The organism is Pseudomonas sp. LBUM1668 (genome assembly GCF_059695715.1).
In genome coordinates, this window is sequence record NZ_CP166787.1 from 4,896,034 (window position 1) to 4,920,984 (window position 24,951).

The following is a 24,951-nucleotide window of genomic DNA, read 5'->3' on the forward strand; positions in this document are numbered from 1 at the left end:
AAAAGGAGGAGTAACGAGAATCTGGCGGAGACTTTTGACCCATAACTTGATGCAGCACTGAAAGCTGCGCTCGAAAGTTAAAGTAATTTGTTAAGAGTAAGATTTTTTCGGTATTACAAAAGCGCTTCTGCTGTTGATTGAAGCAAGGTGGGAAAAGGCTATTACTGCAATTGCCGCTGCCGAACTTTCAGAGCAGGCCTGCTGATATTACACAGCCCCGATGCCATTGATTCAAGCAGGGAAAGAAAAAGGTGGAGAGTCGATCTGTAAGCCGGGTTCTGTCTTGAACAGTCATTCGTCTACGATGGCCATCACTGGACATCTTTAGCAACCTACCCGGTCCCAGCGCGGGCCACGCCTTGGGACCCTATTTGGTCTTGCTCCAAGTGGGGTTTACCTAGCCACGAACTGTTGCCAGACGTGCGGTGCGCTCTTACCGCACCTTTTCACCCTTACCGGCGCCGAAGCGCTTAGGCGGTTATTTTCTGTGGCACTTTCCGTAGGCTCACGCCTCCCAGGCATTACCTGGCACTTCGCCCTATGGAGCCCGGACTTTCCTCCCCCCCCTAATTTTCATAGAGGGCAGCGACTGTCCGATCGACTCTCCGCCGCGAAGGTTAACGGCAGAGCGGCCGAAGAACAAGCGCTAAAAGCCTCAAGACCGCTATGGGCGACGGCTTACACGTCTTTCTGCTTATCCAGCGCGACCTGATACAGGACGTTCTTGCGCTCACCGGTAATCTGCGCTGCCAGCGCGGCGGCACGCTTGAGCGGCATCTCTTCGAGCAACAGATTGAGGATGCGCATGGCTTCGCTGCTGACCGCGTCCTCGCTCTCAGGGGCAGTCCAGCCGGCGACCAACACCACGCATTCGCCGCGCTGCTGGTTGCTGTCGGACTCGACGAATGCGCGCAACTCAGCCAGCGGCAGCCCCTTGAGCGTTTCAAAGGTCTTGGTGATTTCTCGGGCCAGCAGTGCCTGCCGTTCGCCACCGAACACTGCTTCCATATCCTGTAGACATTCCAGAATGCGGTGCGGGGCTTCGTAGAAAATCAGCGTACGTGGTTCTTCCTTGACCGCTTCGAGTCGCGCCTTGCGCCCTACCGACTTGGCCGGCAGAAAACCTTCGAAGATGAATCGATCAGACGGCAAGCCCGCTGCCGACAATGCTGCGATCAAAGCGCAGGCACCCGGCACCGGCACCACATTGATCCCGGCAGCACGGGCCTGACGCACCAGGTGATAACCCGGATCGGAAATCAGCGGCGTGCCCGCGTCGGAAATCAGCGCGACACTATCACCAGCCAGCAGACGGGTGATAAAGCGGCTACCTTCATCTCGTTCGTTATGTTCGTGGCAGGCAGCCAACGGCGTCGAAATGCCGAAGTGCTGCATCAGTCGCTGCGAGTGACGCGTATCTTCGGCAGCAATCAGCGCCACTTCACGGAGGATTTTCAGTGCCCGGGCGCTGATGTCGTCCAGGTTGCCGATGGGCGTCGCCACCACATAAAGCGAGCCGGCAGCGGAATTCAGGGAACCTGGAGCAGTCAAAGCGCACACCTCATGATCGGTAAAAACCGGCATTGTAGCGCGTCACGAGGCTTGCGACGTCCTCTGCTAACGTGCGGTTTTTGCGCGCAGTTGTGCGACGCCGCAACATTTACTTCAGCTAAATTGACCGATTAACGCCAGCAACATCGCGCCCCGGCCAGTGCTTGGGTACAATTCCACGCTAATTTGATCGAGTATCAGGAACACTTACATGATCGCTTGCCTGCGGCTGTTCACTGCCCTCTGCCTCGCTGCCCTTTTGGCGGCTTGCGCCAGCTCCCCTTCCTCCAGCCTTGGCGAACTTCCACGGACTCCGGATGCCAGCATCGAGCAACTGCTCGAACAGGCTTCCCAGGCTAAAACCCCGGAAAAAGCTGCCCTGTTGCGCCTGAGCGCAGCAGACCTGGCTTATCGCCAAGGCAATGCCGGGCAGTCTGCGCAAATCCTGCAACAAGTGCCGGTGGAACAACTCAAGCCGGGCCAGCAGATTTTTGCCAACACGCTCTCCGCTGAACTGGCGATGACGCGTAATCAGCCGAAAGCGGCACTGACCGCCCTGAGCCATCCAAGCCTGCAAAAGCTGGGCGAAATGCCGGAAGAGCAACAGGTCCGCACTGGCACCGTTCACGCCCGCGCCCTTGAAGCCGATGGCCAGACGCTGCCTGCCGCCCGCGAGCGCATTTTCATTGCGCCGATGCTCAAAGACGAAGCGGCGAGCAAGAACCATGAAGCGATCTGGACACTGATCGCCTCGCTGCCGACCGATCAACTGCAACCCAACACCACCGACGACCTTGGCGGCTGGATGAGTCTGGCGATGGCCGTGAAAACTGCCGGCACGCTCGAACAGCAACAAGCCGCAATCGACACTTGGCGCACCCAGAATCCAAAGCACCCGGCTGCAATCAACCTGCCGCTGCCGCTGACCAAACTCAAGGAACTGGCCAGCCAGCCGCTGAGCAAAATTGCCCTGCTGCTGCCACAGGACGGCCAACTGGCGTCGGTCGGCAAAGCACTGCGCGAAGGTTTCATGGCGGCGCACTATCAGGCTCAGCAGGCCGGGCAGAATCCGCCAGCGATCGAGTTCTATGACAGCTCGAAACTGACCTCCATGGACGAGTTCTACCGCAAGGCTCAGGCTGACGGCGTGCAACTGGTCGTCGGCCCTCTGGAAAAACCTCTGGTCAAACAACTGAGCACCCGCCCGCAACTGCCGATCCCCACCCTCGCACTGAACTACAGCGAAGGCGATCAAGGTCCGGCGCAGCTGTTCCAGTTTGGTCTGGCCGCTGAAGACGAAGCCCGCGAAGTATCCCGCCGCGCCCGCGCCGACGGCCTGCATCGCGCCGCGATCATGGTGCCGAAAGGTGAATGGGGCGACCGCGTCCTGCGTGCGTTCAGCCAGGATTGGCAAGCCAATGGCGGCAGCATCGTTGCCACCGAGCGTGTCGACCAGCCAGTGCAACTGGCCCAGCAGATTGCCGACATGTTCCAGCTGCGCCAGAGCGAAGCCCGCGCCAAGAGCCTGCAAAACGCTGCAGGCACCAACGTCGCCGCTCAGCCATCGCGCCGTCAGGACATCGAATTCATCTTCCTCGCCGCGACCCCGCAACAGGCGCAGCAGATCAAGCCGACCCTGAACTTCCAGTACGCCGGCGACGTACCTGTCTACGCAACCTCGCACGTCTATAGCGCCAGCGGCGATGTGAACCAGTACAACGACATGAACGGCATTCGCTTCTGCGAAACGCCATGGTTGCTGGAAACCAGCGATCCGCTGCGCCAGCAAGTCACCGCGCAGTGGCCACAAGCCGCCGGCAGCCTTGGCCGCCTGTACGCCATGGGCGTCGATGCTTATCGTCTGGCACCGCGCCTGGGCCAACTCAAAGCCCTGCCGGACAGCCGCATCGAAGGTCAGTCGGGCAGCCTCAGCATGACCCAGACCCAGCGTATTGTGCGCCAGTTGCCTTGGGCTCAGTTCGTCAGCGGCCAGGTTCAGCGCCTGCCGGACACCCAGCGCTAATGCCTGACAGGTCACGCTCGCAAAGCGGTAAGGATGCCGAGCGCCAGGCGCTCGAGCATCTACAAAATCAGGGCCTGCGCCTCTTGGCGCAGAACTGGTTGTGTAAACGCGGCGAGCTTGATCTGGTCATGCTTGATGGCGATACAGTAGTATTCGTTGAAGTTCGCTACAGAAAAAACACTCAATGGGGTGGCGCGCTCGCTAGCATCGATGGGCGCAAGCAGCAGAAACTGATTTTCGCTGCGCAGTATTTTCTTCAGCGCGAGTCGCGTTGGGCCAATTCCCCCTGCCGCTTCGACGTGGTGGCCATCGACAGCCATCCGAGTCAGCTGAACTGGTTGCAGAATGCTTTCGACAGTTGACCTGCACCCAACCCGGACTTTTTCATCCGACAACTTTTGCTCTTTGCTTTGCGGGCTGCACATTCATGTGCCGAACAGCCGCGCTACTTAAGGTCACACAGATGGACATGCAATCGCGAATTCGCCAGCTTTTTCAGGCCAGTATCGACACCAAGCAACAGGCGATGGACGTACTTGCACCGCACATCGAGCAAGCCAGCCAGATCATGGTCAACGCCCTGCTCAACGAAGGCAAAATGCTTTCGTGCGGCAATGGCGGCTCTGCCGGCGACGCCCAGCACTTCTCCTCGGAGCTGCTCAACCGCTTCGAGCGCGAGCGCCCGAGCCTGCCGGCCATCGCCCTGACCACCGATACCTCGACGATCACCTCGATCGCCAACGACTACAGCTACAACGAAGTGTTCTCCAAGCAGATCCGCGCACTCGGTCAGCCAGGCGATGTTTTGCTGGCGATTTCGACCAGCGGTAACTCGGCGAACATTATTCAAGCGATCCAGGCCGCACATGATCGCGAAATGATTGTCGTAGCTTTGACCGGACGCGATGGCGGCGGCATGGCGTCATTGCTGTTGCCCGAGGACGTCGAGATTCGCGTACCGGCCAACGTCACTGCACGTATTCAAGAAGTCCACTTGCTGGCGATCCATTGCCTCTGCGATCTGATCGACAGCCAACTGTTCGGGAGTGAAGAATGACCCCTAATCGCCTTGGCCTTCTGGCCTTGACTCTGTGCCTCGGCATCAGCGGTTGCACATCGGTGGTGAATGCCAGCCGTGAAGCGCCGATTGATGACGACCGCGGCACTCGCACCTTCGGCAGCAAGATCGATGACTCGCTGATCGAAACCAAAGTGGGCGTTAACGTAGCCAAGGCCGACCCGGCGCTGGACAACGATTCGCATGTTGTCGTTACCAGCTTCAACGGCGTCGTGCTGCTGGCTGGCCAGACACCGCGTGAAGACCTCAAGGCCAAGGCCGAACAGGCCGCTGCCAACGTTCAACGCGTGAAGAAGGTGCACAACGAACTGCAAGTGCTGCCACCCTCCTCCCTGCTGGCGCGTCAGAACGACACGTGGCTGACCACCAAGATCAAGACCCAGATGCTCACCGACGCCAGCATTCCCGGCTCGCGCATCAAGGTCGTGACCGAGAATGGCATCGTCTATCTGCTGGGCCTGCTGACCAAGCAGGAAGCCGCTCAGGCGACCAATCTGGTGCAGGGCGTATCGGGCGTGCAGAAGATTGTGAAGCTGTTCGAGTACATCGACTGACTTACCCTCCCTCTGTAGGAGCTGCCGAAGGCTGCGATCTTTTGATTCTCAAAACAAGATCAAAAGATCGCAGCCTTCGGCAGCTCCTACAGGGGAAAAACAGGTCATAAAAAAGGCGATCCATCTGGATCGCCTTTTTTATTACTTCACAACCTTCAGACTTGGCCGGCCGCTTGGACGCGGTGGCTCGCTGTCCGGGGGCGGCAGGTCATCGTCCTGCTCGATATCGTCTTCGTCACCCATCGGCGACTCGATATCGAACACCATGCCCTGACCGTTCTCCCGGGCATAAATACCCAGGATGGCGCTGATCGGCACGTAGAGACTGTGCGGAACACCACCGAAGCGACCCTCAAAGGTCACCACGTCGTTGTCCATGTGCAGATGACGCACAGCGCTCGGCGAAATGTTCAGGACAATCTGCCCGTCACTGGCAAAACCCTGCGGCACCTGCACGGCTGGGTACTCGGAATTAACCAGCATGTGCGGGGTGCAATCGTTATCCACAATCCACTCGTAGAGCGCGCGGACCAGATAAGGTCGACTGGAGTTCATAGCGGCTCCTTAAGCCTTAGCGCATGTCGCGTTCGACACCAGACAGACTCGCCTGGAAAGCCTCACGCGCAAAAGAGCGCTCCATGTAATCAAGCAACGGCTTGGCAGGCCGCGGCAGTTCAATACCCAGAATCGGCAAACGCCAGAGTATTGGCAATAGGCAGCAATCCACCAGACTTTGTTCCTCACTGAGGAAAAACGGCTTGTCGGCAAACAGCGGCGACACGCCAGTCAGGCTTTCGCGCAATTCCTTGCGCGCCACGACGCGCGCGGCCTCCTTGCTTTTAGGATCCAGAATCAGATCCACCAGACCACACCAGTCGCGCTGAATACGATGAATCAGCAGTCGGCTGTTGGCACGTGCCACCGGGTAAACCGGCAGCAACGGCGGGTGCGGGTAACGCTCATCCAGATACTCCATCACCACGGTCGACTCCCACAACGCCAGGTCACGATCGACCAGCGTCGGCAGACTTCCGTAAGGGTTCACCTCAATCAGTTTAGGCGGCTGGCGACCAGCTTCCACATAAATGATCTCGGCGCTGACACCCTTCTCTGCAAGCACAATGCGCACTCGGTGGGAATAGTGGTCGGCGGGGTCGGAGTAACAGGCCAACCGATTGGTCACGCCCATGGCGATCCTCCTCGCTTGTTGAAATTATCGGAACCGGAAAAACGCGCGCGCCCAGAGGGCGCCTCCCGTAACACCTGGCTTACCAGGCGCTACGCTGTCGGAGGCGCCCTTGGGCGCGCGCGATTAACAGCAATGCTTGAAGCGTATCAGTGCACGTCTTTCCAGTATTCACGCTTGAGCAAATAGGCGAACACAAAGAAGAACGCCAGGTACAGCAAAACGTAAGTACCGATGCGCTGATGTTGCAGCTTAACCGGGTTAGCCGAGTAAGCCAGGAAGGTTACCAGATTCTTGACCTTCTCATCGAACTGCTCTTCATTCAGAGCACCGGACTTCGGCACGATGGTCAGTTGATCGCACGCTTCATGAGTCAGAGGCGTACCGGTCAGCGGATCATATTGCTTCTTGCCGTCCTCGACGATCTGCACCTGTTTGCAGCCTACGACCTGACGACCTTGCAGGCCGACCAGCACGTTAGGCATGCCGACGTTCGGGAAGACCTTGTTGTTCACGCCCCATGGACGCGCAGGGTCTTCGTAGAACGACTTCAGGTAACCGTAGAGCCAGTCAGTGCCACGAACGCGAGCCACCAGCGTCAGATCCGGCGGCGCTGCGCCGAACCAGGTCTTGGCGTCGGCCGGCTGCATGCCGATGTTCATGTGGTCGCCGATCTTGGCGCCAGTGAACACCAGCTTCTCCAGCATCAGTTCGTGGGGCACGCCAAGATCATCGGCAACCCGCTCGTAACGCTGGAACTTGGCACTGTGGCAACCCATGCAATAGTTGGCAAAGGTACGCGCACCATCTTGCAGGGCAGCCTTGTCACCGACGTCAATATCGACTTTTTCCAGCTCCGGACCGCCGTGTTCAGCGGCGAAAGACAGGACAGGCAAAGCAGCAAAAATCAGAGCAAAAAATAACTTTTTCATCAGCCAGTCACCCTATCCGGAACCGGTTTGGTCTTCTCGAGCCTGGTGTAGAACGGCATCAGAATGAAGTAGGCGAAGTACAGGAAGGTGCAGACCTGCGACAGCAGCGTGCGACCCGGGGTTGGCGCCAGAACGCCTAGAACGCCGAGGATCACGAACGAAATGCAGAACACCACCAGCCAGATTTTGCTCAGCCAGCCTTTATAACGCATCGACTTGACCGGACTGCGATCAAGCCACGGCAGGACAAACAGCACTGCAATGGCCGCGCCCATGGCGATAACGCCCATGAGTTTGTCCGGGATTGCCCGCAGGATCGCGTAGAACGGGGTGAAGTACCAAACCGGTGCAATGTGCTCTGGTGTCTTGAATGGGTTGGCCGGTTCAAAGTTCGGCTTTTCGAGGAAATAGCCGCCCATTTCCGGGAAGAAGAACACGATAAAGCAGAAGATGAACAGGAACACCACTACGCCGACAATGTCTTTCACGGTGTAGTACGGATGGAAAGGAATGCCATCCAGCGGGATGCCGTTTTCGTCTTTGTGCTTCTTGATATCAACGCCGTCAGGGTTGTTCGAACCCACTTCATGCAGCGCCAGAATGTGCAGCACCACCAGACCGAGGATCACGATCGGCAAGGCCACAACGTGCAAGGCGAAGAAGCGGTTCAGGGTGATCCCGGAAATCAGGTAGTCACCACGAATCCACTGGGTCAGGTCGTCGCCGATCAGCGGAATCGCACCGAACAGCGAGATGATCACCTGTGCACCCCAGTAGGACATCTGACCCCACGGCAGCAGATAACCCATGAAGGCTTCGGCCATCAGCGCCAGGTAGATCAACATGCCGAACACCCAGACCAGCTCACGCGGCTTCTGATACGAACCGTAGAGCAAGCCACGGAACATGTGCAGATAGACCACGATGAAGAACGCCGAGGCGCCAGTCGAGTGCAGCAGACGCAGGATCGAGCCGTACTCGACGTCGCGCATGATGTATTCGACGGAAGCAAACGCCTCTTCTGCCGACGGGGTATAGCTCATCGTCAGCCAGACACCGGTGACGATCTGGTTGACCAGAACCAGCAGCGCCAGCGAGCCGAAAAAGTAGAAGAAGTTGAAGTTCTTTGGAGCGTAATACTTGCTGAGATGGTCTTCCCACATTTTTGTGGCGGGGAAGCGCGCATCAACCCAATCCATGAACTTGCTCATCACGCTTTCTCCGTATCGACGCCAATGACAATCAGGTCATCGGTCTCATAGGAATGCGGGGGAACTGGCAGGTTCAAAGGCGCAGGTTGCGACTTGTAGACGCGGCCAGCCAGATCGTAGTGGGAACCGTGGCAAGGGCAGAAATAACCGCCTACCCAGTCTTTACCCAGATCCGCAGGTGCCACTTCGGGACGGAAGGTCGGTGAGCAACCCAAGTGTGTGCAAATCCCGATCAGCAGGAGAATTTCCGGCTTGATCGAACGCACTTCAGGGTCGACATAGGTGGGTTGCGTGGAGTTTTTGGAGGTCGGATCAGAGAGCTGGCCCTCGATCTTCTTAAGATTCCCCAGGATTTCCTCGGTACGGCGGACAATGAACACCGGCTGGCCGCGCCATTCAGCAATCATCTGCTGTCCTGGCTCGATTTTGCTGATATTCACTTTCACCGGTGCACCAGCGGCTTTCGCCTTGGCACTGGGAAACCATGACCCCACGAACGGGACCGCAGCCCCCACCGCTCCTGCAGCACCCACCACGGATGTGGCTGCTACCAAGAAGCGACGCCGGCCTGCATTCACGCCGTCATTGCTCATTCAGTCCTCTCCCATCAGCTTTTGTGGCCTGTTAAATCAGGCGTCTACTAAATAAATCAATGTTACTTATAAAAATTTTGCCGAGATGGTAATGAAAAGCCCCAGTTCTGACAAGGGAATTACCCGGAGCTCTCCCCCTCAAGCCTTGCAGTATAGGGGTTCTACGAATGAGGCAAGTTGTCACAGCGCAATTCTTTTGATAAATCGCAGGCATAAAAAAACGCCCGCTTCCGTGAGGAGGCGGGCGTTCTTTTGAACGCGGAAGCGGAATTAACGCTTCGAGTACTGCGGACGCTTACGCGCTTTACGCAGACCAACTTTCTTACGTTCAACTTCACGGGCGTCGCGAGTAACGAAGCCGGCTTTGCGCAGAGCGCCACGCAGGGTTTCGTCGTAGTCCATCAGAGCGCGAGTGATGCCGTGGCGGATTGCGCCAGCCTGACCACTTACACCACCACCGATCACGGTGACGTAGATGTCGAACTTCTCGACAGTCTCAGTCAGCTCCAGCGGCTGGCGAACTACCATGCGGGCAGTTTCGCGGCCGAAGAAGTTTTCCAGCGAACGATTGTTGATGGAGATATTACCAGTACCCGGACGCAGGAAAACGCGTGCGGTTGCGGTCTTGCGACGGCCAGTGCCGTAATTTTGAGTCGCCGACATAATGTACTATTCCGTTAAAACTTCAGTTCTTGGGGCTGCTGAGCAGTATGTGGGTGTGCAGCGCCCGCATAGACTTTCAGCTTACGGTACATGTCGCGACCCAGTGGGTTTTTAGGCAGCATGCCTTTAACCGCGGTCTCGATCACGCGCTCAGGGGCTTTAGCGATCAGCTTTTCAAAGTTGATCGACTTGATGCCGCCCGGGAAACCGGAGTGGGAGTAGTACATTTTGTCAGTGGTTTTAGCACCGGTAACACGAATCTGCTCAGCATTGATTACGACGATGTAGTCGCCGGTGTCAACGTGAGGAGTGTACTCAGGCTTGTGCTTGCCACGCAGACGGCTCGCGATTTCGGTGGCCAGACGACCCAGGGTCTGACCAGCAGCGTCGACGACAAACCAGTCGCGCTTTACTGTTTCTGGTTTAGCAGTAAAAGTTTTCATTCTTTATAGCCTCAGGGGCCGCCCTGTAAATTAGACGGCGGATCTTACTGAATAGTGCGTACTTTGACAAGTCAAAGGCAGCCGGATACAGACGCTTTCGGGGGCTCGGGTCGGCGCGTCCGTTCAACGGCAAGATTCTTCGGCGGCGGCGCATCACTTCCACTGCAGAAAGAGGTCGGCAATTATGCAGATTGCGAAAAATATTTCAACCTGCTTTTATGATTGTTTTGCCCAAGGAGCACCCGATGGACTATCGCCAGCTAGGCCGTACCGACCTGAACGTGAGTGCAATCTGCCTCGGCACCATGACCTGGGGCGAGCAAAACACTGAAGCTGAAGCCTTCGCCCAGATCGAACGGGCCAAAGAGGCCGGGATCAATTTCATCGACACCGCCGAGATGTATCCGGTACCGCCGAAAGCCGAAACCTATGCCACCACCGAGCGTTATATCGGCAATTACTTCAAAAGCCGTGGCGATCGTGCCGACTGGATACTGGCCAGCAAGATCGCCGGTCCCGGCAACACCATCGACTATATCCGCGACAAAAACCTGCGCCACAACCGCCAGCACATCACCGCAGCGGTGGATGCCAGCCTCAAGCGCCTGCAGACCGATTACATCGATCTTTACCAACTGCACTGGCCGGAGCGCAGCACCAACTTTTTCGGACAACTGGGCTACAAACACAAGATCGAAGCCAACCTGACGCCACTTGAAGACACCCTCGAAGCACTCGACGAGCAAGTGAAGGCCGGCAAAATCCGCCACATCGGCCTGTCCAACGAAACGCCGTGGGGCACCATGCGCTTCCTCGCCCTGGCCGAAGCAAGGGGCTGGCCGCGTGCCGTGTCGATCCAGAACCCGTACAACCTGCTCAACCGCAGCTTTGAAGTGGGCCTGGCAGAAATCGCCATCCGCGAACAATGCGGCTTGCTCGCCTATTCGCCGCTGGCGTTCGGTTTCCTTTCGGGCAAGTACGAAGGTGGCGCGCGCCCACCAAAAGGTCGTCTGAGCCTCTACAGCCGCTTCAGCCGCTATTTCAATGCGCAATCGGAAGCAGCGTGCAGCCGTTATGTCGCACTGGCCCGTGAACACGGACTGGATCCGGCGCAAATGGCTTTGGCGTTCGTGACTCAGCAGCCGTTCGTCACCAGCAACATCATTGGCGCGACGACGCTTGAGCAACTGGACAGCAACATTGCCAGTTTTGATCTGAAGCTTTCCGACGAAGTGCTGGAAGGGATCGAGGCGATTCACAAGGATCATCCGAATCCTGCGCCGTAAATAAAAGATCGCAGCCTTCGGCAGCTCCTACACAGGGTAGGTGAACACCCGTATGAGCTGCCGCAGGCTGCGATCTTTTCAGCCATTCAAAGCGACCGCGCAATGATCTCCTTCATGATTTCATTGGTGCCGGCATAAATCCGCTGCACGCGCGCATCCGCCCACGCCCGGGCTACCGGGTATTCCCACATGAAGCCGTAACCGCCGTGCAACTGCACGCATTCGTCGAGCACCTTGCATTGCAGGTCGGTGCCCCAGTACTTGGCCATCGCCGCCGTCGGCACGTCGAGCTTGCCTTGCAGATGCAGCTCAAGACAGCGGTCAACGAAGACCCGGCCAATCTGAATCTCCGTGGCCATTTCCGCCAGTTTGAAGCGGGTGTTCTGGAAATCGGCAATCGCCTTGCCGAACGCCTTGCGATCACGGGTGTAATCCAGCGTCCATTGCAACGCTGCTTCCGCGGAAGCCAGGCCACCAATCGCCACGGTCAAACGCTCTTGCGGCAACTCCTGCATCAGGTAAGCAAACCCCGACCCGGCCTGCCCCAGTAAATTTTCCTTCGGCACGCGTACGTCCTGGAAGAACAATTCCGACGTGTCCTGCGCCTTCATTCCGACCTTCTCCAGGCGCTTGCCCTTCTCGAAGCCCGGCGTATTCGCTTCCACCAGAAACAGGCTGGTGCCCTTGGCGCCGGCCTTTGGATCGGTCTTGGCGACGACAATCACCAGATCAGCGAGAAAGCCGTTGGTGATAAAGGTCTTGGAGCCGTTGATCACGTACTCATCACCGTCCAGCACGGCGGTGGTCTTGACGCCCTGCAGATCGGAACCCGCGCCGGGCTCAGTCATGGCAATGGCCGTGACCATCTCGCCGGACACCAGTTTCGGCAGGTATTTGTGCTTCAGCGCTTCGCTGCCGTAATGCAGGATATACGGCGCAACAATGTCCGAATGTAACGAGAAACCGATGCCGGTCAGGCCCAATCGCCCAACCTCTTCGATCACCACCGCGCTGTAAAGAAAGTCCGCCCCCAAGCCTCCGTACTCTTCCGGCAGATGCGAGCAGAGCATCCCCGCCTCCCCTGCCTTGTTCCAGAGTTTGCGGTCAATGTGCCCTTGTTTCTCCCATTGCCCGTGAAACGGCACGGCCTCTTTTTCGAGGAAGGTTCGTACGCTGTCGCGGAACAATTCGTGCTCGGAGCTGAACAAGGTTCTGGGGATCATGCGGCACCTTTCTTTCTTGTTGGAGGGCTGTGTCCTTCAGAGACTAAGCCTCCCCTCCGATAGAGGACACTGGACACATCCGACAAAAAATAAGACGATCCAGCCGTCTGGTGACCACTTTCCCTTATAAAAACAAAACAAAAGTTGAATTATGTCCAAGCACGTCTCCACGCCCTTGCGGCGCGTCAGCATCCTGGCGATCGACCAGGTTTTCGCCTACACACTTATGCAAGCCAAGGACTTCTTCCATGTGGCGAGCCTGCGTTACGGTAAACAACTGGGCCAAGGCCTGACCCCGGCGTTCGAAACCCGCCTGGTCAGCCCCGATGGCAAGCCGGTCAAAAGCTTCAGTAATGTGGTCATGCCAGTGGACGGCGGCCTGGAAAATACCGATATCATCATCCTCCCGGCGTTCTGGGACGATTTCGATACGCTGTGCAGCCGCTACCCGCAAGTCCTGCCGTGGCTGCGTGAGCAACATGCTCGCGGCGCCGTCCTGTGCGGCGAAGCCACCGGGGTGTTCTGGCTGGCCGAGGCCGGCCTGCTCGATGGCAAGGAAGCAACGACCTATTGGCGCTTTTTCAACGCTTTCACCGAGCGTTTCCCGAAGGTCTACCTCAATCAGGACAAACACCTGACCGATGCAGACAATCTCTACTGTGCCGGCGGCACCACCTCGGCCTGCGACCTCTACATCTACTTGATCGAGCGCTTCTGCGGCGCCAACGTCGCGCAGGCTGTAGCCCGCGACATCCTCTACGAAGTGCAGCGCAGCTACTCGCCGGGCCGCATCGGTTTTGGCGGGCAGAAGCTGCATCAGGACGTGATCATCCTGCAGATCCAGCACTGGCTCGAAGAGCATTTCGCCGACAAGTTCCGCTTCGAGGACGTCGCGCGCGAGCACGGCATGAGCATCCGCAACTTCATGCGCCGCTTCCAGACCGCCACTGGCGACAAACCCCTGCACTATCTGCAACGCCTGCGCATCGAAACCGCCAAGGGCTTGTTGTCCGCCAGCCGCAAGAGCATCAAGACCATCAGTTATGAAGTCGGCTATGACGACGCGAGCTTCTTCGCGCGGCTGTTCCGTCAGCACACTGAACTGTCACCGAACCAGTATCGGCAGCAGTTTCAGCAGGCTGCATAGACACATCAGACAGACGTCCATGTGCGAGTAGTCCTCTCACATGGACTGCTCTGACTGGCATGTTTTTTCCCACAAAAATCAGCGAAATCACATCAGCTTCTCGACCTGTTTTACGACTGTCCATGCATGGGTTCGCCGTACAGACTCCTTCACATGCACATCGCATCAAGGAAGATGAACAGTGACCATCGGATCCAGCTACAACTATCCATCACAGGCCACCGGCGCTGAGGCAAGAACAAAACGCTCTACGCCATCGAGATGGAAGGCCCGCTTTCCCAATCCTCCTGACTTGTGCTTTGACTATCGCGCACTGGTCGAGCAAAAAGGCGGCATCGCTTGCGCCACTGACCCACACCACCGAATCTGCATCATTGGCGCTGGCATCACCGGTCTCACAGCCGCCAGAGAGTTACTGCGCTGCGGCTTCAGGCATATCACCCTCATCGAGCAATCCTCCCGAATAGGCGGCAGGCACCTGACCGTTCCGGGAAGCCCGCAATCCAGCGCGAGCCATACCCCTTTTGAAATGGGCGCGATGCGCATGCCTCTGTTCAACCTCGAAGGCGAGTTGCCGACTGAAGGCCGGTCGCTCATGGCCTATTACGCAAAGACCTTTGACTTGGCGCTTTCGGACTTCGCCAACCCTGGCAGCCAATGGGTCAAATCAACCGGCATTTACCTGCGCGAGGGTAGCCTGTCGGGCGAGTCCACACCGCAAATGCTGATCTGGAAAAATGCCGACAGTCAGACGCCTCCACCCAGTGGCGAACTGCAAGCGGTGTATACCAAGTGGCGAGCTTTCGCCGACCGCATGACCCGGCACATTGCCGAAATGTACGCGGGTGAGGACTGGGAGGACGCGTGGGCCGCAATCGTCGAAAAATACCACGCCGTTTCCTTCCGCGAACTGGTTGGCATGCCTGCCTTGCAGAGCTGGAATCGCGACAGTCCCGGCGACTTTGGCGGGATGGGCATGTCAGCAAAGGAGTCGGCCATTTTCTATGCCATCGGGATTGGTGACGGTAGTTGGGGCGCCTTCTACGACGTATGCGCTTTATACCCACTGCGCACTGCAATATTTGGCTTCAGCAGCCAGCTGCAATTAGTGCATGGTCGAGTCGATGAAAAAGGTGACCCGTTAGCTGACTCGCCCCTTTTGAACAGCAATGCTGTTTTCGATTCGACTGGTCTGCAGTTTGATAAACCACGCTATCTGGGGCTCGCGGCACTGAGTGAATGCCTGATGTTCATGAAGCCCGAGGAGTCCACTCAATCTTTTTATGAGCACTGCCAGCAAAGCAGCGAAGGCCTGCTGACCGACTGCTCCGTCAACAGATTGAAAAAACTCGGCAGCGGAAGAACCCGCGTCTACTTCAATTGGAAACAGAGCAAGCCCGAGTTAACCCAGGAACACTTCAACGACTTTGATTCAGTGATCATGACGCTGCCCTCATGGTTGATCGAGACAAGAATCAAGCTGGAAAACTTCACGCCACAGATGCTGCCGTTTGAAACGATTAACGCCTACAAAACTGCGCACTGGGAAACCAGCTGTAAAGTCTTCGCGCCGCTGAAGAAATCCTTTTTATCCGGCAATACCACCATCCCCCAGGCGATCGTCACGGACAGCTTTATCCACGACGTTTATACCTACCGCTACAACGAGAACTACAGCTACGACTGCATTCTTTTGAGTTACACCTGGGAGGACGATGCAACCAAACTTTCCTGCTTCAGCGACAAAGAACTGGTCGCAAAGTGCGCAGAGGAACTAGATCGAATCCTCATGAACTCCAGCAATATCCAACAACGGATATCCCCGTACATTGGCCTCGAACAAGCTGGCGCTTACCACGATGCCGTTCGCTTGTTGAAATACAACCGAGACTACTCAAGGGGTTCTGGACTGTATTTGTCTGGAGAGTCTTTTTCGGTTGATGCAGGCTGGACAGAACCCTGCTTTCGCGGTGCCGTGGATGCAATCATTCATATTTGCGACAAGACCGGTGCCAGTTTCAACGGCGGCTTCACCATGAATGACTACCCGCATTATCAACACGATGCCTGATTGTCCGGGCGCAGCATCCTCGTCCTAGGAGACGGACTACAACTTAACCGGAAAGCGCCGACTTACGCTTTGCTCTCGACTCGACTCTTATGACCCCGCCATTCAACGGCGTGAAAACAATAATAAGAGGTCATGAAAATGAGTGAGTCCACAAGCCCCGTTCGTGTCGCGGTTGTGCAATGTGATCCACAGGTCGGTACACAGAACCGCGCGGCAAATTTGGGTACCAGCCTGGAGTTGGCGCTGGAAGCGGTTAATAACGGTGCAAATCTGATCGTTTTGCCCGAGCTGACCAGTACCGGTTATTACTTCCAGAACCGGCAGGATGCGTTTGATCATGCCGAAGCGGTTCCCGACGGGCCGTGTGTCAGCAGCTGGGAAGACTTTGCCCGTCATCATCAGGTTTATCTGGTAGCCGGGCTGACCGAGCGTGAAGGTTCGAGGCTGTACAACACTGGCGTACTGGTAGGGCCTGACGGGTTTATCGGCAAGTATCGCAAGGCTCATCTCTGGAACCTGGAAAAGCTCTGGTTTACTGCCGGCGACTCGGGATTTCCGGTCTTCGACACGCCTATCGGTCGCATTGGATTGCTGATCTGCTGGGACATCTGGTTTCCCGAAGTCCCGAGGATTCTGAGTCAGCAAGGCGCAGACATCATTTGCAGCCTTAACAACTGGGTCTGGACTCCGCCACCGTTGTTCGATGACGCCGGCAAATGCATGGCCTCCTATCTGACCATGACCGCCGCACACGTCAACAATGTGTTTATCGCGGCGGCGAGCCGAATCGGCGAGGAGCGCGGTGCCCGATATCTTGGATGTTCATTGATCGCTGGGACCAACGGCTGGCCGATCGGCCGCGTGGCATCTGCCGACCAACAGGAAATCCTCTATGCCGATATTGACCTGACCAGCGCTCGCAGTGCGCCTATCTGGAACGACTTGAACGACCTGCATCGGGATCGTCGCTGCGATGTCTACGACCGAATGCTCGGTTATACCCAGCATCCGTGCCTTCCGCGCTAACCGGAGGGACATGCAATGGGAACTATCCACGCAAAACCACGGAAACAAATCGCCGCCAGAACAATGCTGGACAGCATGATCATTGGATTGCTGCTGGGTGCTACTGCGCTGATTGTCTGGCTCTCAATGACCAATCACTCACTGTGGTCAGCACGCTGGCCGGATTACGGCCACATGGTCTCGAATCTTCCCGAGCCGACCGCCTGGCTGCGCTGGGTGCTGGGAGATATCAGCGAGGTGGCATTTTATAAACACGAGTTCGCATCCATGGGCCTTCTGGCGGGTGCGTATCTGGGTTACTGGGCGAATCGAACGGGAAAATCCTGGCAAGGCTTTACCATCTGTTACGGCAGCGGACTATGGCCGTGGCTCGTCACCAGTTCGCTACTGGGCCTGGTATTGAGCAATCTCGCGTGGGGCTGGACGGTCACCGCCACGAGCTGGCAGCCAACGTTTGCGGCGTTCGTGTCGTTGCCTGCGGCCATGGTGCTGATGTTTGGGGGTGGCTGGAAGGTCGCGGTCAATGGCGCAATCATGGGAGCCCTTTTCGTGACGCCCATGTGCATGCTGATAGTGAATTACGTCTGCAATCCCCTCGGACTGCCCGTCGTGATCGGCAACGTATCGGGCATGGCAATCGCCAGCATCGGCGCCTTCGTACTCTGCCGCTGCGTGCCGAGTCTGGTGACATCCGCGGCGCCCGAACAAGTCGCCGAGGAGGCCCGCATCCCTGTGACCGCCAAGGCTCCGGATTATGGTGTGGTCTGGAGCATTCGCCGGGTATTGGCGGACTTTTCCGAGGCACCGTTCTTCGGAAACGAATGGGCCAGTCTTGGGCTGATCGTCGGCGCATTGCTGGCGTTCACCTTGAACCCGATGAGCCCTGTCTACGGCACAGGTTTGCTGCCGCAACTGCTGGCGGGCCAGGCTTTGACCTCGGCACTGGGCGTGCTGATCTGGCGCAAACAATGGATGGTCCGGGGCTGGTACCCGACCTATGTGCCGCTGGTATCAGTCGTTCCGGCAGCTATTTTGACCTACGGCGGCGAGTGGCAAGTGATTGTCTCAAGCGCATTGCTCGGCGCCCTGATCGCGCCACCGCTGGCTTGCGCCCTAGCGCAACGAGTGCCGGGGCACATGCACGGTTTCATCGGGAATGTGTTGTCGATGGCCATCAGCACGCTGCTGATCCTTCCGCTCGTCGGCTGGCTGGCAACCCACTGACGCCCCCCTCCCCGGCGGGCTCTTGAATCCGATTCAGGAGCCGCCGGTTTCCTTTGCGAGGTATCACATGGACTTGCCCAAACTGGCCATTGCCGCACTCGGCGGTACTGTCAGCATGCAATCGCTAAAAAGCGGCGAAGGTGTCGTTCCATCGGTGTCCGGCGAGACGCTACTGAACACGGTGCCGGAACTGAAAACGCTCGCGCAGTTGACCGTCGAGACACTCGGCCTATTGCCTGGCGCCTCACTTGATTTCGAATACCTGCTGAGCGTGTTGTGCTGGGCGAACTTTCAGATCAATCAAGGTGCGGCAGGAGTAATCATTGTTCAAGGCACGGACACGCTGGAGGAATCCGCTACTTTTTTTGATCATCTATGGGACCACGACGAGCCACTGGTGCTGACTGGTGCGATGCGCTCGGCAGCCCAGGCCGGGGCCGATGGTCCGGCAAACCTGTTGGACGCCGGCCGCGTCGCACTGGCGCAATGCAGTCGGGGGCGCGGCGCCCAAGTGGTGATCAACGGGCAGATTCACCGGGCGAGCGCTGTGCGCAAAGTCGACTCCATGGCGCTGCACGCGTTCGCATCGCCTGTGACCGGTCCTGCCGGCGCTTTAATGGAAGGGGTTGTGCACTATTTGCAGCCGCCTGTTGCACGTCAAGTCTTGCCCCTGCCGCAAAACACCCACCAGACGATCGCCTTGCTGGAAGCGTCGCTCTCTGCGGACAGCCTGCTGCTGGAAAATGTCATCGAACTGGGTTACGAAGGGCTGGTGATTGCCGGATTCGGCGCCGGACATGTTTCCGCACACTGGGCCAAAGTCATCGAAAACATCGCCCGACACATCCCGGTAATCATCGCGACACGCACCGGCTGCGGCTCCACGGCACGGTCAACCTACGGTTTTGAGGGCAGCGAAATCGATTTGCAGCGTAAGGGGGCCTTGATGGCGGGGTTTGTCTGCCCCCGCAAAGCGAGGATTTTGCTCTGGCTGCTGGTCGGGTGCCACCAGCAAAAGGATCTGGCGTCTTACCTCGATCAAATCAACTGACCAAAACGCGCAAAAAAAAGGGCCTGCAATTGCAGGCCCTTTTTCTGTATTGGCGATTCTGTTTAAGGCTTATGCGCCCGCGACAGGAATTCGTGCGACTGCATCTCCAGCAGACGACTCAGCGTGCGCTGGAACTCGAAGTTCAGGCGCCCGCCGGTGTAAAGATCCTTCAACTCGACTTCAGCAGAAATGATCAGCTTCACGTTTCGGTCGTAGAACTCGTCGACCATGTTGATGAAGCGCCGAGCGATGTCGTCGGTGGTGACGCTCATCTGCTCGACACCGCTGAGCAGCACGGCGTGGAAGATTTTGCCCAGTTCGATGTAGTCGTTCTGGCTGCGCGGGCCGTCGCACAGTTCGCGGAAGTCGAACCAGGCAACGTCATCACAAGTGCGCAGGGCGCGGATCTCGCGATTTTCGATGATCAGCACGTCGTTTTCCACCGCCGCCGTGCATTCCGGTGTCAGTGCCTTGAAGCTCTTGCGCAGGCTTTCGTGAGCGGCTTCGTCGAGCGGATAGTGGAACAGTTCCGCCTGCTCGAGGTGACGCAAACGATAGTCGACGCCGCTGTCGACGTTGACGATTTCGGTATGCTGCTTGATCAGCGCGATGGCCGGCAGGAAGCGCGCGCGTTGCAGGCCGTCCTTGTACAGACCATCGGGAACGATGTTCGAGGTCGCGACCAGGGTCACGCCGTTCTTGAACAACTCTTCCATCAGCGTGCCGAGGATCATTGCGTCGGTGATGTCAGAGACAAAGAACTCATCGAAGCAGATGACCCGCGATTCAGTCGCGAAACGCTTGGCGATGATGGTCAGCGGATTTTTCTCGCCGCCGAGGGTTTTCATCTCTTCGTGCACACGCTTCATGAAGCGGTGGAAGTGCGTGCGGGTCTTTTCCTTGAACGGCAGCGCTTCGAAGAAGGTGTCGACCAGGTAAGTCTTGCCGCGACCCACGCCGCCCCAGAAATACAGACCCTTGACCGGCGTCTGATCCTTTTTGCCAAACAGTTTGCTCAACAGGCCCGGCTTGTTCTGATCGGCGGCGATCAGATCTTCGTACAGGCGCTGCAAATGACGCACAGCAGTTTCCTGCGCGGCGTCATGGAAGAAGTCCGGGCGTTTCAGATCAGCTTGGTATCGTTCTAGGGGCGTCATAATTCGTTAGCAAGGCAACAAAAACGGGCCGTCACTGTAGCGACGGCCCATGGGAATGGCAATCAGCCCTTGGTCGGGCCGAGCCGCTGATTATTCCTGTACCGGGGTCAACGCGATGCGCAAGGCCTCGATGGCCGCGTCCCGCGCCGTGCTGTCAGCGAATGCCGGGCTGTCGCCGATGCACTCACCTTCCAGCCACACGCTGAAGCTCAGGTCTTCGTTGCGCACGTCCAGAGGCTGACCGGATTGCAGTTGCTTGGTCACCTGGCCGGCGGTTTTGCCATCGGCGAAGTTGCGCGACAACAGCAATTGCTCGCCATCGGCCGCCAGCAGACGGAAGCGGAAACTGCCGTCGTCCTCGCGGAAACTTACGAAGCGCGCGGCTTTCGCGGCTTTCTTCTTGGTGGTGGCAGCCACCTGCACCTGATTGACGAACGAACGCAGGCCAACGGCTTCGCGCAGTTCGTTGAGGAACGGCGTTGCCACGGCACGGGCCTTTTTGGCACCGATCTGCAGGATGTCTTCGAGATCCGCCGGACGCTCGATCAACTGGTGATACTTGTCACGCGCTTCGCCCAGTTCGTTGTCGAGCAACTGGAACAGGCGGTTCTTCGCCTCGCCCCAACCCAGGCCACCGAGCAGTTCACTGCGGAATTCGTCAGCCTGTGCTGGCGTAGCGAAGGCCTGAAACAGAGTGAACAGGTGCGAGTTGTCCGGGTCCTTGGCTTCGCCTGGCGCTTTGGAGTCGGTGACGATCCGCGAGATCGCGTCCTTCATCTCTTTGGCGCTGGAGAACAACGGGATGGTGTTGTCGTAGCTTTTCGACATCTTGCGACCGTCGAGGCCTGGCAACGTTGCCACGCTTTCCTCGATCAGCGCTTCAGGCATGGTGAAGAATTCTTTGCCTTGGCCAAACAGGTGGTTGAAGCGCTGGCCGATGTCGCGGGCCATTTCCACGTGCTGGATCTGGTCACGACCGACCGGCACCTTGTGCGCGTTGAACATCAGGATGTCCGCGGCCATCAGCACAGGATAGCTGTAGAGGCCCATGGTGATGCCGGCATCCGGGTCCTCACCGGTTTCGACGTTCTTGTCCACCGAGGCCTTGTAGGCGTGCGCACGGTTGAGCAGGCCTTTGGCGGCGACACAGGTCAGCAACCAGGTCAGCTCGGGGATTTCCGGGATGTCCGACTGACGGTAGAAGGTCACGCGGTCGACATCAAGGCCACCGGCCAGCCAGGTCGCAGCGATTTCCAGACGCGAGCGCTGGATGCGCAGCGGGTCATCGCATTTGATCAGGGCGTGATAGTCGGCCAGGAAGTAGAACGAATCGGCATTGCTGTCACGACTGGCGAGGATCGCCGGACGGATGGCGCCGGCGTAGTTGCCAAGGTGTGGCGTGCCGGTGGTGGTGATGCCGGTGAGGATGCGGGTACGGTTCGTCATGGGTAATCGCTTGTCAGACTGCAATCAATTCGAGAGACGCGGCAGGATCAGATCCTTGAGATCGGTCAACTTGCCATGAAAAAAGTGTCCGCATTCTGCCACTTTCAGCAGCTCATGGGGGCGCTGGAGTTTTTCAGACCATTGGTAAACCAGTTGCGGATCGATGACTTCGTCGGTTTCCGGCTGGATCACGGTCAGCTCGCCGTGCTGCGGCAGTTGATCCTGCTCGCCCAGACGCATCACCGCCGGCGCAACCATGAACAGGTGCTTGAGCTGCACGCCCTGGGCTTCGAGACGACCGCCGAGACTTGCTGCAACAAATCCGCCGAAGGAGAAACCGAACAGGGTCAGCGGCAGATTCGGGTGTTTTTCCCGTAGCCATGCGGCGGCGGCTTGAGCGTCGTCGACTTCACCGGTGCCCATGTCGTGGCTACCTTCGCTGGCGCCGACGCCGCGATAGTTGAAGCGCAGGGTAATCAGACCGGCGTCGCGGGCCGTGCGCTGCAGGGTCGAGACGACCTTGTTGAGCATGGTGCCGCCCTGCACCGGGTTCGGATGGCAGATCAGCGCGATGCCGCGCGGCTGCTCGTTATCCAGGTGAAGAGCTTCAATTTGGCCGACGGGGCCATCAATCACTACAGGGGTTTCACGCATCAGCAAGGAAGGAACTCCGTGACCTCGAATCGGGTCGACTCGTCTAGCAAATTGTCTGTGCCAATCTATTGCGAGTGAATCGCGGTATACAGCGCAGGTTCGAGCCGTTAACGTAAAGCAAAGCCGTTTATAGAGGAAGGACTCGTGGAACACTCGCTCTTAGTTTGGTTGTTACCGACTCTTGCCCTGGTTGTGGGTGTCGCCATTGGATTCCTGATCGCGCGCGTTGCGCCGAACGCTGCGCCGAGCCGTACGCAGCGTCAACTGGATGATATCCAGGAGCGTTTCGACAGTTATCAAAACGAAGTGGTCACCCACTTCAACAGCACCGCGATGCTGGTCAAGAAACTGACCCAAAGCTATCAGGAAGTGCAGGATCATCTCGCCGAGGGTGCCAATCGTCTGGCCCTGGACGAGCAGACTCGCCAGCGCTTGCTCGCCTCGTTGCACTCTGAAGCGGTGCAGGCTCCACGCGAGCGTCTGACGCCACCGCGCGATCAGGAGCCGCCACGCGATTACGCGCCGAAGACTCCGAACGCGCCGGGCATGCTCGATGAGCATTATGGTTTGAAGAAGTAATCAGTCGTCGCGACAAGCAAAAAGCCCCCGGACAGTGAAGTGTCCGGGGGCTTTTTTGTATTTGATGATTTTACGGTGAATGCACCGGCCCCATCGCGGGCAAGCCCGCTCCCACAGGTTTATTTGGTGTACACAAAATCAGTGTTCCACACATAACCCTGTGGGAGCGGGCTTGCCCGCGATGGAGTCAGCACCGGCCACACAAAAAAAATGCCCGATCACAGGATCGGGCATTTTTTCATTCAGGCAATCAGTTACGGATACTGCTGAACCGTGCCCGGCTGTTGCTGACCACCATACTGCTGACCCGGAATCGCCTTCAGGTTGACCTCAACCCGACGGTTCTGAGCCCGGCCGTTGACGTCGCCGTTGCTGGCAATCGGATTATCAGGACCGGCGCCACGGGCCGACAGGTTGGCGCCGCTGACACCTTGCGACGTCAGGTAGGTCGCCACGCTCTGCGCACGACGCTGGGACAGGTCCATGTTGTGCTGGCGGCTGCCGGTGCTGTCGGTGTAGCCGACGATTTCGATCTGGTTCTGGCTGAACTCTTTCAGCGAACCAGCGAGGTTGTTCAGCGGCTGGTAGAAGCTCGAAGCGATGTTCGCCGAATCGGTAGCGAAAGTGATGTTGCCCGGCATGATCAGCTTGATCTGATCGCCCTGACGCTGCACTTCAACCCCGGTATTGGCCATGCTCGCGCGCAGTTTCTTCTCTTGCTGGTCGGCGTAGTAACCGTAACCGGCAGCGGAAGCACCGACCACAGCAGCGCCGATCAGCGCGCCCTTGCCACGGTTATCGTGACCGATGGCAGCACCAGCCAGTGCACCGGCCAGAGCGCCGAGGCCGCCGTATTTGGCGGTTTTGCTCATGCCTTGGGAGCCACCGTCGGCCTGGCCCTGATTGTCATAAGGGTTAGGCGAGGCGCAGCCGGACAACAAAGCCACGGCAGTAGCGACAATAATCAAACGACGCTTGGTGAACATGAAGAGCTCCTACTTTTCTGCATTCTGAGGTGCAGCGGCCGGTTGGCAATAAACCTCTGCGGGCGTTGGATCATGACAATGGAGAAAAATTCCGCCGCACACCCATGACAAAATATTTACGCCCGCACAAAAGGGTTTTCGCGCATTTCGTCACCCAGACGCGTGTCCGGACCATGCCCGGTAACCACCGTTGCGTCTTCGTCGAGGGTGTACAGCCGCTGCTTGATCGATCGCACGATGGTCGCCTGATCGCCACCCCATAAATCCGTGCGCCCTACCCCGCGACGAAAAAGCGTGTCGCCGGCAATCAACAGCTTAGCCTCGGAAAACCAAAAGCTCATGGAACCGGGCGTATGACCCGGCGTATGCAGTGCCACCCCGCAACCGCAGGCGAGTTCCTCATCGTCGGACAGCCAGCGATCCGGTGATGGCACCGGCACGTAGGGCACACCGAACATCTGGCATTGCATCTCGAGGTTGTCCCACAGGAACTGATCTTCCTTGTGCAAATGCAGCGTCGCGCCGGTCTTTTCTTTCATCTGCCCGGAGGCAAGGAAGTGATCGAGGTGCGCATGGGTGTGGATGATGCTGACCACTTTCAGGCCCAGCGCATCGAGGCGGGACATGATCAGATCAGGATTGCCGCCCGGGTCGACAACGATGGCTTTTTTGGAGATCGGGTCGCCAATGATCGTGCAGTTGCACTGCAATGGGCCGACGGGGAAGGTTTCGCGGATAAGCGCTGGGCTTGGAACGGTCATGAGTAATCCTGGACAGACGGCGATTGTTTTGCTTCAGGATTCTACTGCACTCGCCGATACAGAACGCCAGGTCAGTAATTTGACGCCACCAATAAAAAAATAGTGG

25 protein-coding genes and 1 other RNA gene are annotated in these 24,951 nt (G+C 57.8%); 11 read left to right on the plus strand and 15 right to left on the minus strand.

Features of this window, described 5'->3' with window-relative positions; genetic code table 11:
* Window positions 1-251: 251 nt before the first annotated feature.
* Window positions 252-605: RNase P RNA component class A (rnpB, locus tag ACA061_RS21955), an RNA gene on the minus strand.
* 73 nt (window positions 606-678) lie between these two features.
* Window positions 679-1,584 (minus strand): 16S rRNA (cytidine(1402)-2'-O)-methyltransferase, encoded by a 906-nt coding sequence (gene rsmI, locus ACA061_RS21960; protein WP_150592668.1) that lies wholly within the window; start codon window positions 1,582-1,584, stop codon window positions 679-681.
* A 178-nt stretch (window positions 1,585-1,762) separates the two neighbouring features.
* Here rsmI and ACA061_RS21965 point away from each other — a divergent pair, with 178 nt between their 5' ends.
* The 4 genes from ACA061_RS21965 (at window position 1,763) to ACA061_RS21980 (ending at window position 5,206) form a co-directional block, all read left to right on the plus strand.
* Window positions 1,763-3,574 (plus strand): penicillin-binding protein activator, encoded by a 1,812-nt coding sequence (locus ACA061_RS21965; protein ID WP_497300041.1) that lies wholly within the window; start codon window positions 1,763-1,765, stop codon window positions 3,572-3,574.
* Entirely contained in the window at window positions 3,574-3,936 is a 363-nt protein-coding gene (locus ACA061_RS21970; protein ID WP_150592666.1) for a YraN family protein, read from the plus strand. Before ACA061_RS21965 ends, ACA061_RS21970 begins: the two co-directional genes overlap by 1 nt.
* 101 nt (window positions 3,937-4,037) lie before the next feature.
* Window positions 4,038-4,631: a phosphoheptose isomerase gene (locus ACA061_RS21975; RefSeq protein WP_008082788.1), complete on the plus strand. Its 594-nt coding sequence runs from the start codon at window positions 4,038-4,040 to the stop codon at window positions 4,629-4,631.
* A complete protein-coding gene (locus ACA061_RS21980; protein ID WP_150604356.1) occupies window positions 4,628-5,206 on the plus strand; it encodes a BON domain-containing protein in 579 nt (192 codons plus the stop codon). The genes ACA061_RS21975 and ACA061_RS21980 overlap by 4 nt, the downstream gene beginning before the upstream one ends.
* Window positions 5,207-5,347: 141 nt before the next feature.
* On the opposite strand, the gene ACA061_RS21985 is transcribed toward ACA061_RS21980, so the two are convergent.
* The 7 genes from ACA061_RS21985 to rplM all read right to left on the minus strand — a co-directional run bounded on the left by ACA061_RS21985 (window position 5,348) and on the right by rplM (window position 10,234).
* Window positions 5,348-5,761, minus strand: coding sequence for a ClpXP protease specificity-enhancing factor (locus ACA061_RS21985; RefSeq protein WP_150592664.1), 414 nt, complete (start codon window positions 5,759-5,761; stop codon window positions 5,348-5,350).
* 16 nt (window positions 5,762-5,777) lie between these two features.
* Entirely contained in the window at window positions 5,778-6,395 is a 618-nt protein-coding gene (locus ACA061_RS21990; RefSeq protein ID WP_047303097.1) for a glutathione S-transferase N-terminal domain-containing protein, read from the minus strand.
* Between the two features lie 146 nt (window positions 6,396-6,541).
* Entirely contained in the window at window positions 6,542-7,324 is a 783-nt protein-coding gene (locus ACA061_RS21995; protein ID WP_150604357.1) for a cytochrome c1, read from the minus strand.
* A complete protein-coding gene (locus ACA061_RS22000) occupies window positions 7,324-8,535 on the minus strand; it encodes a cytochrome b (RefSeq protein ID WP_150604358.1) in 1,212 nt (403 codons plus the stop codon). The genes ACA061_RS21995 and ACA061_RS22000 overlap by 1 nt, the downstream gene beginning before the upstream one ends.
* Window positions 8,535-9,128 (minus strand): ubiquinol-cytochrome c reductase iron-sulfur subunit, encoded by a 594-nt coding sequence (gene petA / locus ACA061_RS22005; protein WP_463394960.1) that lies wholly within the window; start codon window positions 9,126-9,128, stop codon window positions 8,535-8,537. Before petA ends, ACA061_RS22000 begins: the two co-directional genes overlap by 1 nt.
* 270 nt (window positions 9,129-9,398) lie before the next feature.
* A complete protein-coding gene (gene rpsI / locus ACA061_RS22010) occupies window positions 9,399-9,791 on the minus strand; it encodes a 30S ribosomal protein S9 (protein ID WP_008080273.1) in 393 nt (130 codons plus the stop codon).
* A gap of 14 nt (window positions 9,792-9,805) precedes the next feature.
* Complete coding sequence (rplM, locus tag ACA061_RS22015) at window positions 9,806-10,234, minus strand: 50S ribosomal protein L13 (RefSeq protein WP_007917032.1); 429 nt, start codon at window positions 10,232-10,234, stop codon at window positions 9,806-9,808.
* Window positions 10,235-10,479: 245 nt separating this feature from the next.
* Here rplM and ACA061_RS22020 point away from each other — a divergent pair, with 245 nt between their 5' ends.
* Window positions 10,480-11,520, plus strand: coding sequence for an NADP(H)-dependent aldo-keto reductase (locus ACA061_RS22020; RefSeq protein WP_150604359.1), 1,041 nt, complete (start codon window positions 10,480-10,482; stop codon window positions 11,518-11,520).
* Window positions 11,521-11,606: 86 nt separating this feature from the next.
* Here the strand turns inward: ACA061_RS22020 and ACA061_RS22025 are convergent, their stop codons facing one another.
* Complete coding sequence (locus tag ACA061_RS22025; RefSeq protein ID WP_210700187.1) at window positions 11,607-12,743, minus strand: acyl-CoA dehydrogenase family protein; 1,137 nt, start codon at window positions 12,741-12,743, stop codon at window positions 11,607-11,609.
* Between the two features lie 250 nt (window positions 12,744-12,993).
* Between ACA061_RS22025 and ACA061_RS22030 the strand changes: the two genes are divergently transcribed.
* From ACA061_RS22030 to ACA061_RS22050, 5 genes are all read left to right on the plus strand, one after another.
* Entirely contained in the window at window positions 12,994-13,890 is an 897-nt protein-coding gene (locus ACA061_RS22030; protein ID WP_191627683.1) for a GlxA family transcriptional regulator, read from the plus strand.
* A gap of 181 nt (window positions 13,891-14,071) precedes the next feature.
* Window positions 14,072-15,961, plus strand: coding sequence for an FAD-dependent oxidoreductase (locus ACA061_RS22035; protein WP_497300042.1), 1,890 nt, complete (start codon window positions 14,072-14,074; stop codon window positions 15,959-15,961).
* A gap of 138 nt (window positions 15,962-16,099) precedes the next feature.
* Window positions 16,100-16,987: a nitrilase family protein gene (locus ACA061_RS22040; RefSeq protein WP_150604362.1), complete on the plus strand. Its 888-nt coding sequence runs from the start codon at window positions 16,100-16,102 to the stop codon at window positions 16,985-16,987.
* A gap of 15 nt (window positions 16,988-17,002) precedes the next feature.
* The gene (locus ACA061_RS22045) at window positions 17,003-18,211 is read left to right on the plus strand and encodes a hypothetical protein (RefSeq protein WP_497300043.1); all 1,209 of its coding nucleotides are present in this window, start codon (window positions 17,003-17,005) and stop codon (window positions 18,209-18,211) included.
* Between the two features lie 67 nt (window positions 18,212-18,278).
* Window positions 18,279-19,262 (plus strand): asparaginase, encoded by a 984-nt coding sequence (locus tag ACA061_RS22050; protein WP_497300044.1) that lies wholly within the window; start codon window positions 18,279-18,281, stop codon window positions 19,260-19,262.
* Between the two features lie 62 nt (window positions 19,263-19,324).
* On the opposite strand, the gene zapE is transcribed toward ACA061_RS22050, so the two are convergent.
* From zapE to ACA061_RS22065, 3 genes are all read right to left on the minus strand, one after another.
* The gene (gene zapE / locus ACA061_RS22055) at window positions 19,325-20,419 is read right to left on the minus strand and encodes a cell division protein ZapE (RefSeq protein ID WP_042561007.1); all 1,095 of its coding nucleotides are present in this window, start codon (window positions 20,417-20,419) and stop codon (window positions 19,325-19,327) included.
* A 90-nt stretch (window positions 20,420-20,509) separates the two neighbouring features.
* Window positions 20,510-21,865, minus strand: a complete 1,356-nt coding sequence (locus ACA061_RS22060; RefSeq protein ID WP_150604365.1) for a tryptophan--tRNA ligase — start codon at window positions 21,863-21,865, stop codon at window positions 20,510-20,512.
* Window positions 21,866-21,889: 24 nt separating this feature from the next.
* Complete coding sequence (locus tag ACA061_RS22065; RefSeq protein ID WP_150616418.1) at window positions 21,890-22,519, minus strand: alpha/beta hydrolase; 630 nt, start codon at window positions 22,517-22,519, stop codon at window positions 21,890-21,892.
* A gap of 144 nt (window positions 22,520-22,663) precedes the next feature.
* Between ACA061_RS22065 and ACA061_RS22070 the strand changes: the two genes are divergently transcribed.
* On the plus strand, window positions 22,664-23,098 hold the full coding sequence (locus tag ACA061_RS22070; RefSeq protein WP_150616352.1) for a Z-ring associated ZapG family protein: 435 nt from the start codon (window positions 22,664-22,666) through the stop codon (window positions 23,096-23,098).
* 254 nt (window positions 23,099-23,352) lie between these two features.
* Here the strand turns inward: ACA061_RS22070 and ACA061_RS22075 are convergent, their stop codons facing one another.
* Both ACA061_RS22075 and ACA061_RS22080 read right to left on the minus strand, forming a co-directional pair.
* Complete coding sequence (locus ACA061_RS22075; protein WP_150616353.1) at window positions 23,353-24,084, minus strand: YiaD family glycine zipper/OmpA-like lipoprotein; 732 nt, start codon at window positions 24,082-24,084, stop codon at window positions 23,353-23,355.
* A gap of 116 nt (window positions 24,085-24,200) precedes the next feature.
* A complete protein-coding gene (locus ACA061_RS22080; RefSeq protein WP_210554935.1) occupies window positions 24,201-24,845 on the minus strand; it encodes an MBL fold metallo-hydrolase in 645 nt (214 codons plus the stop codon).
* Window positions 24,846-24,951 lie beyond the last annotated feature (106 nt).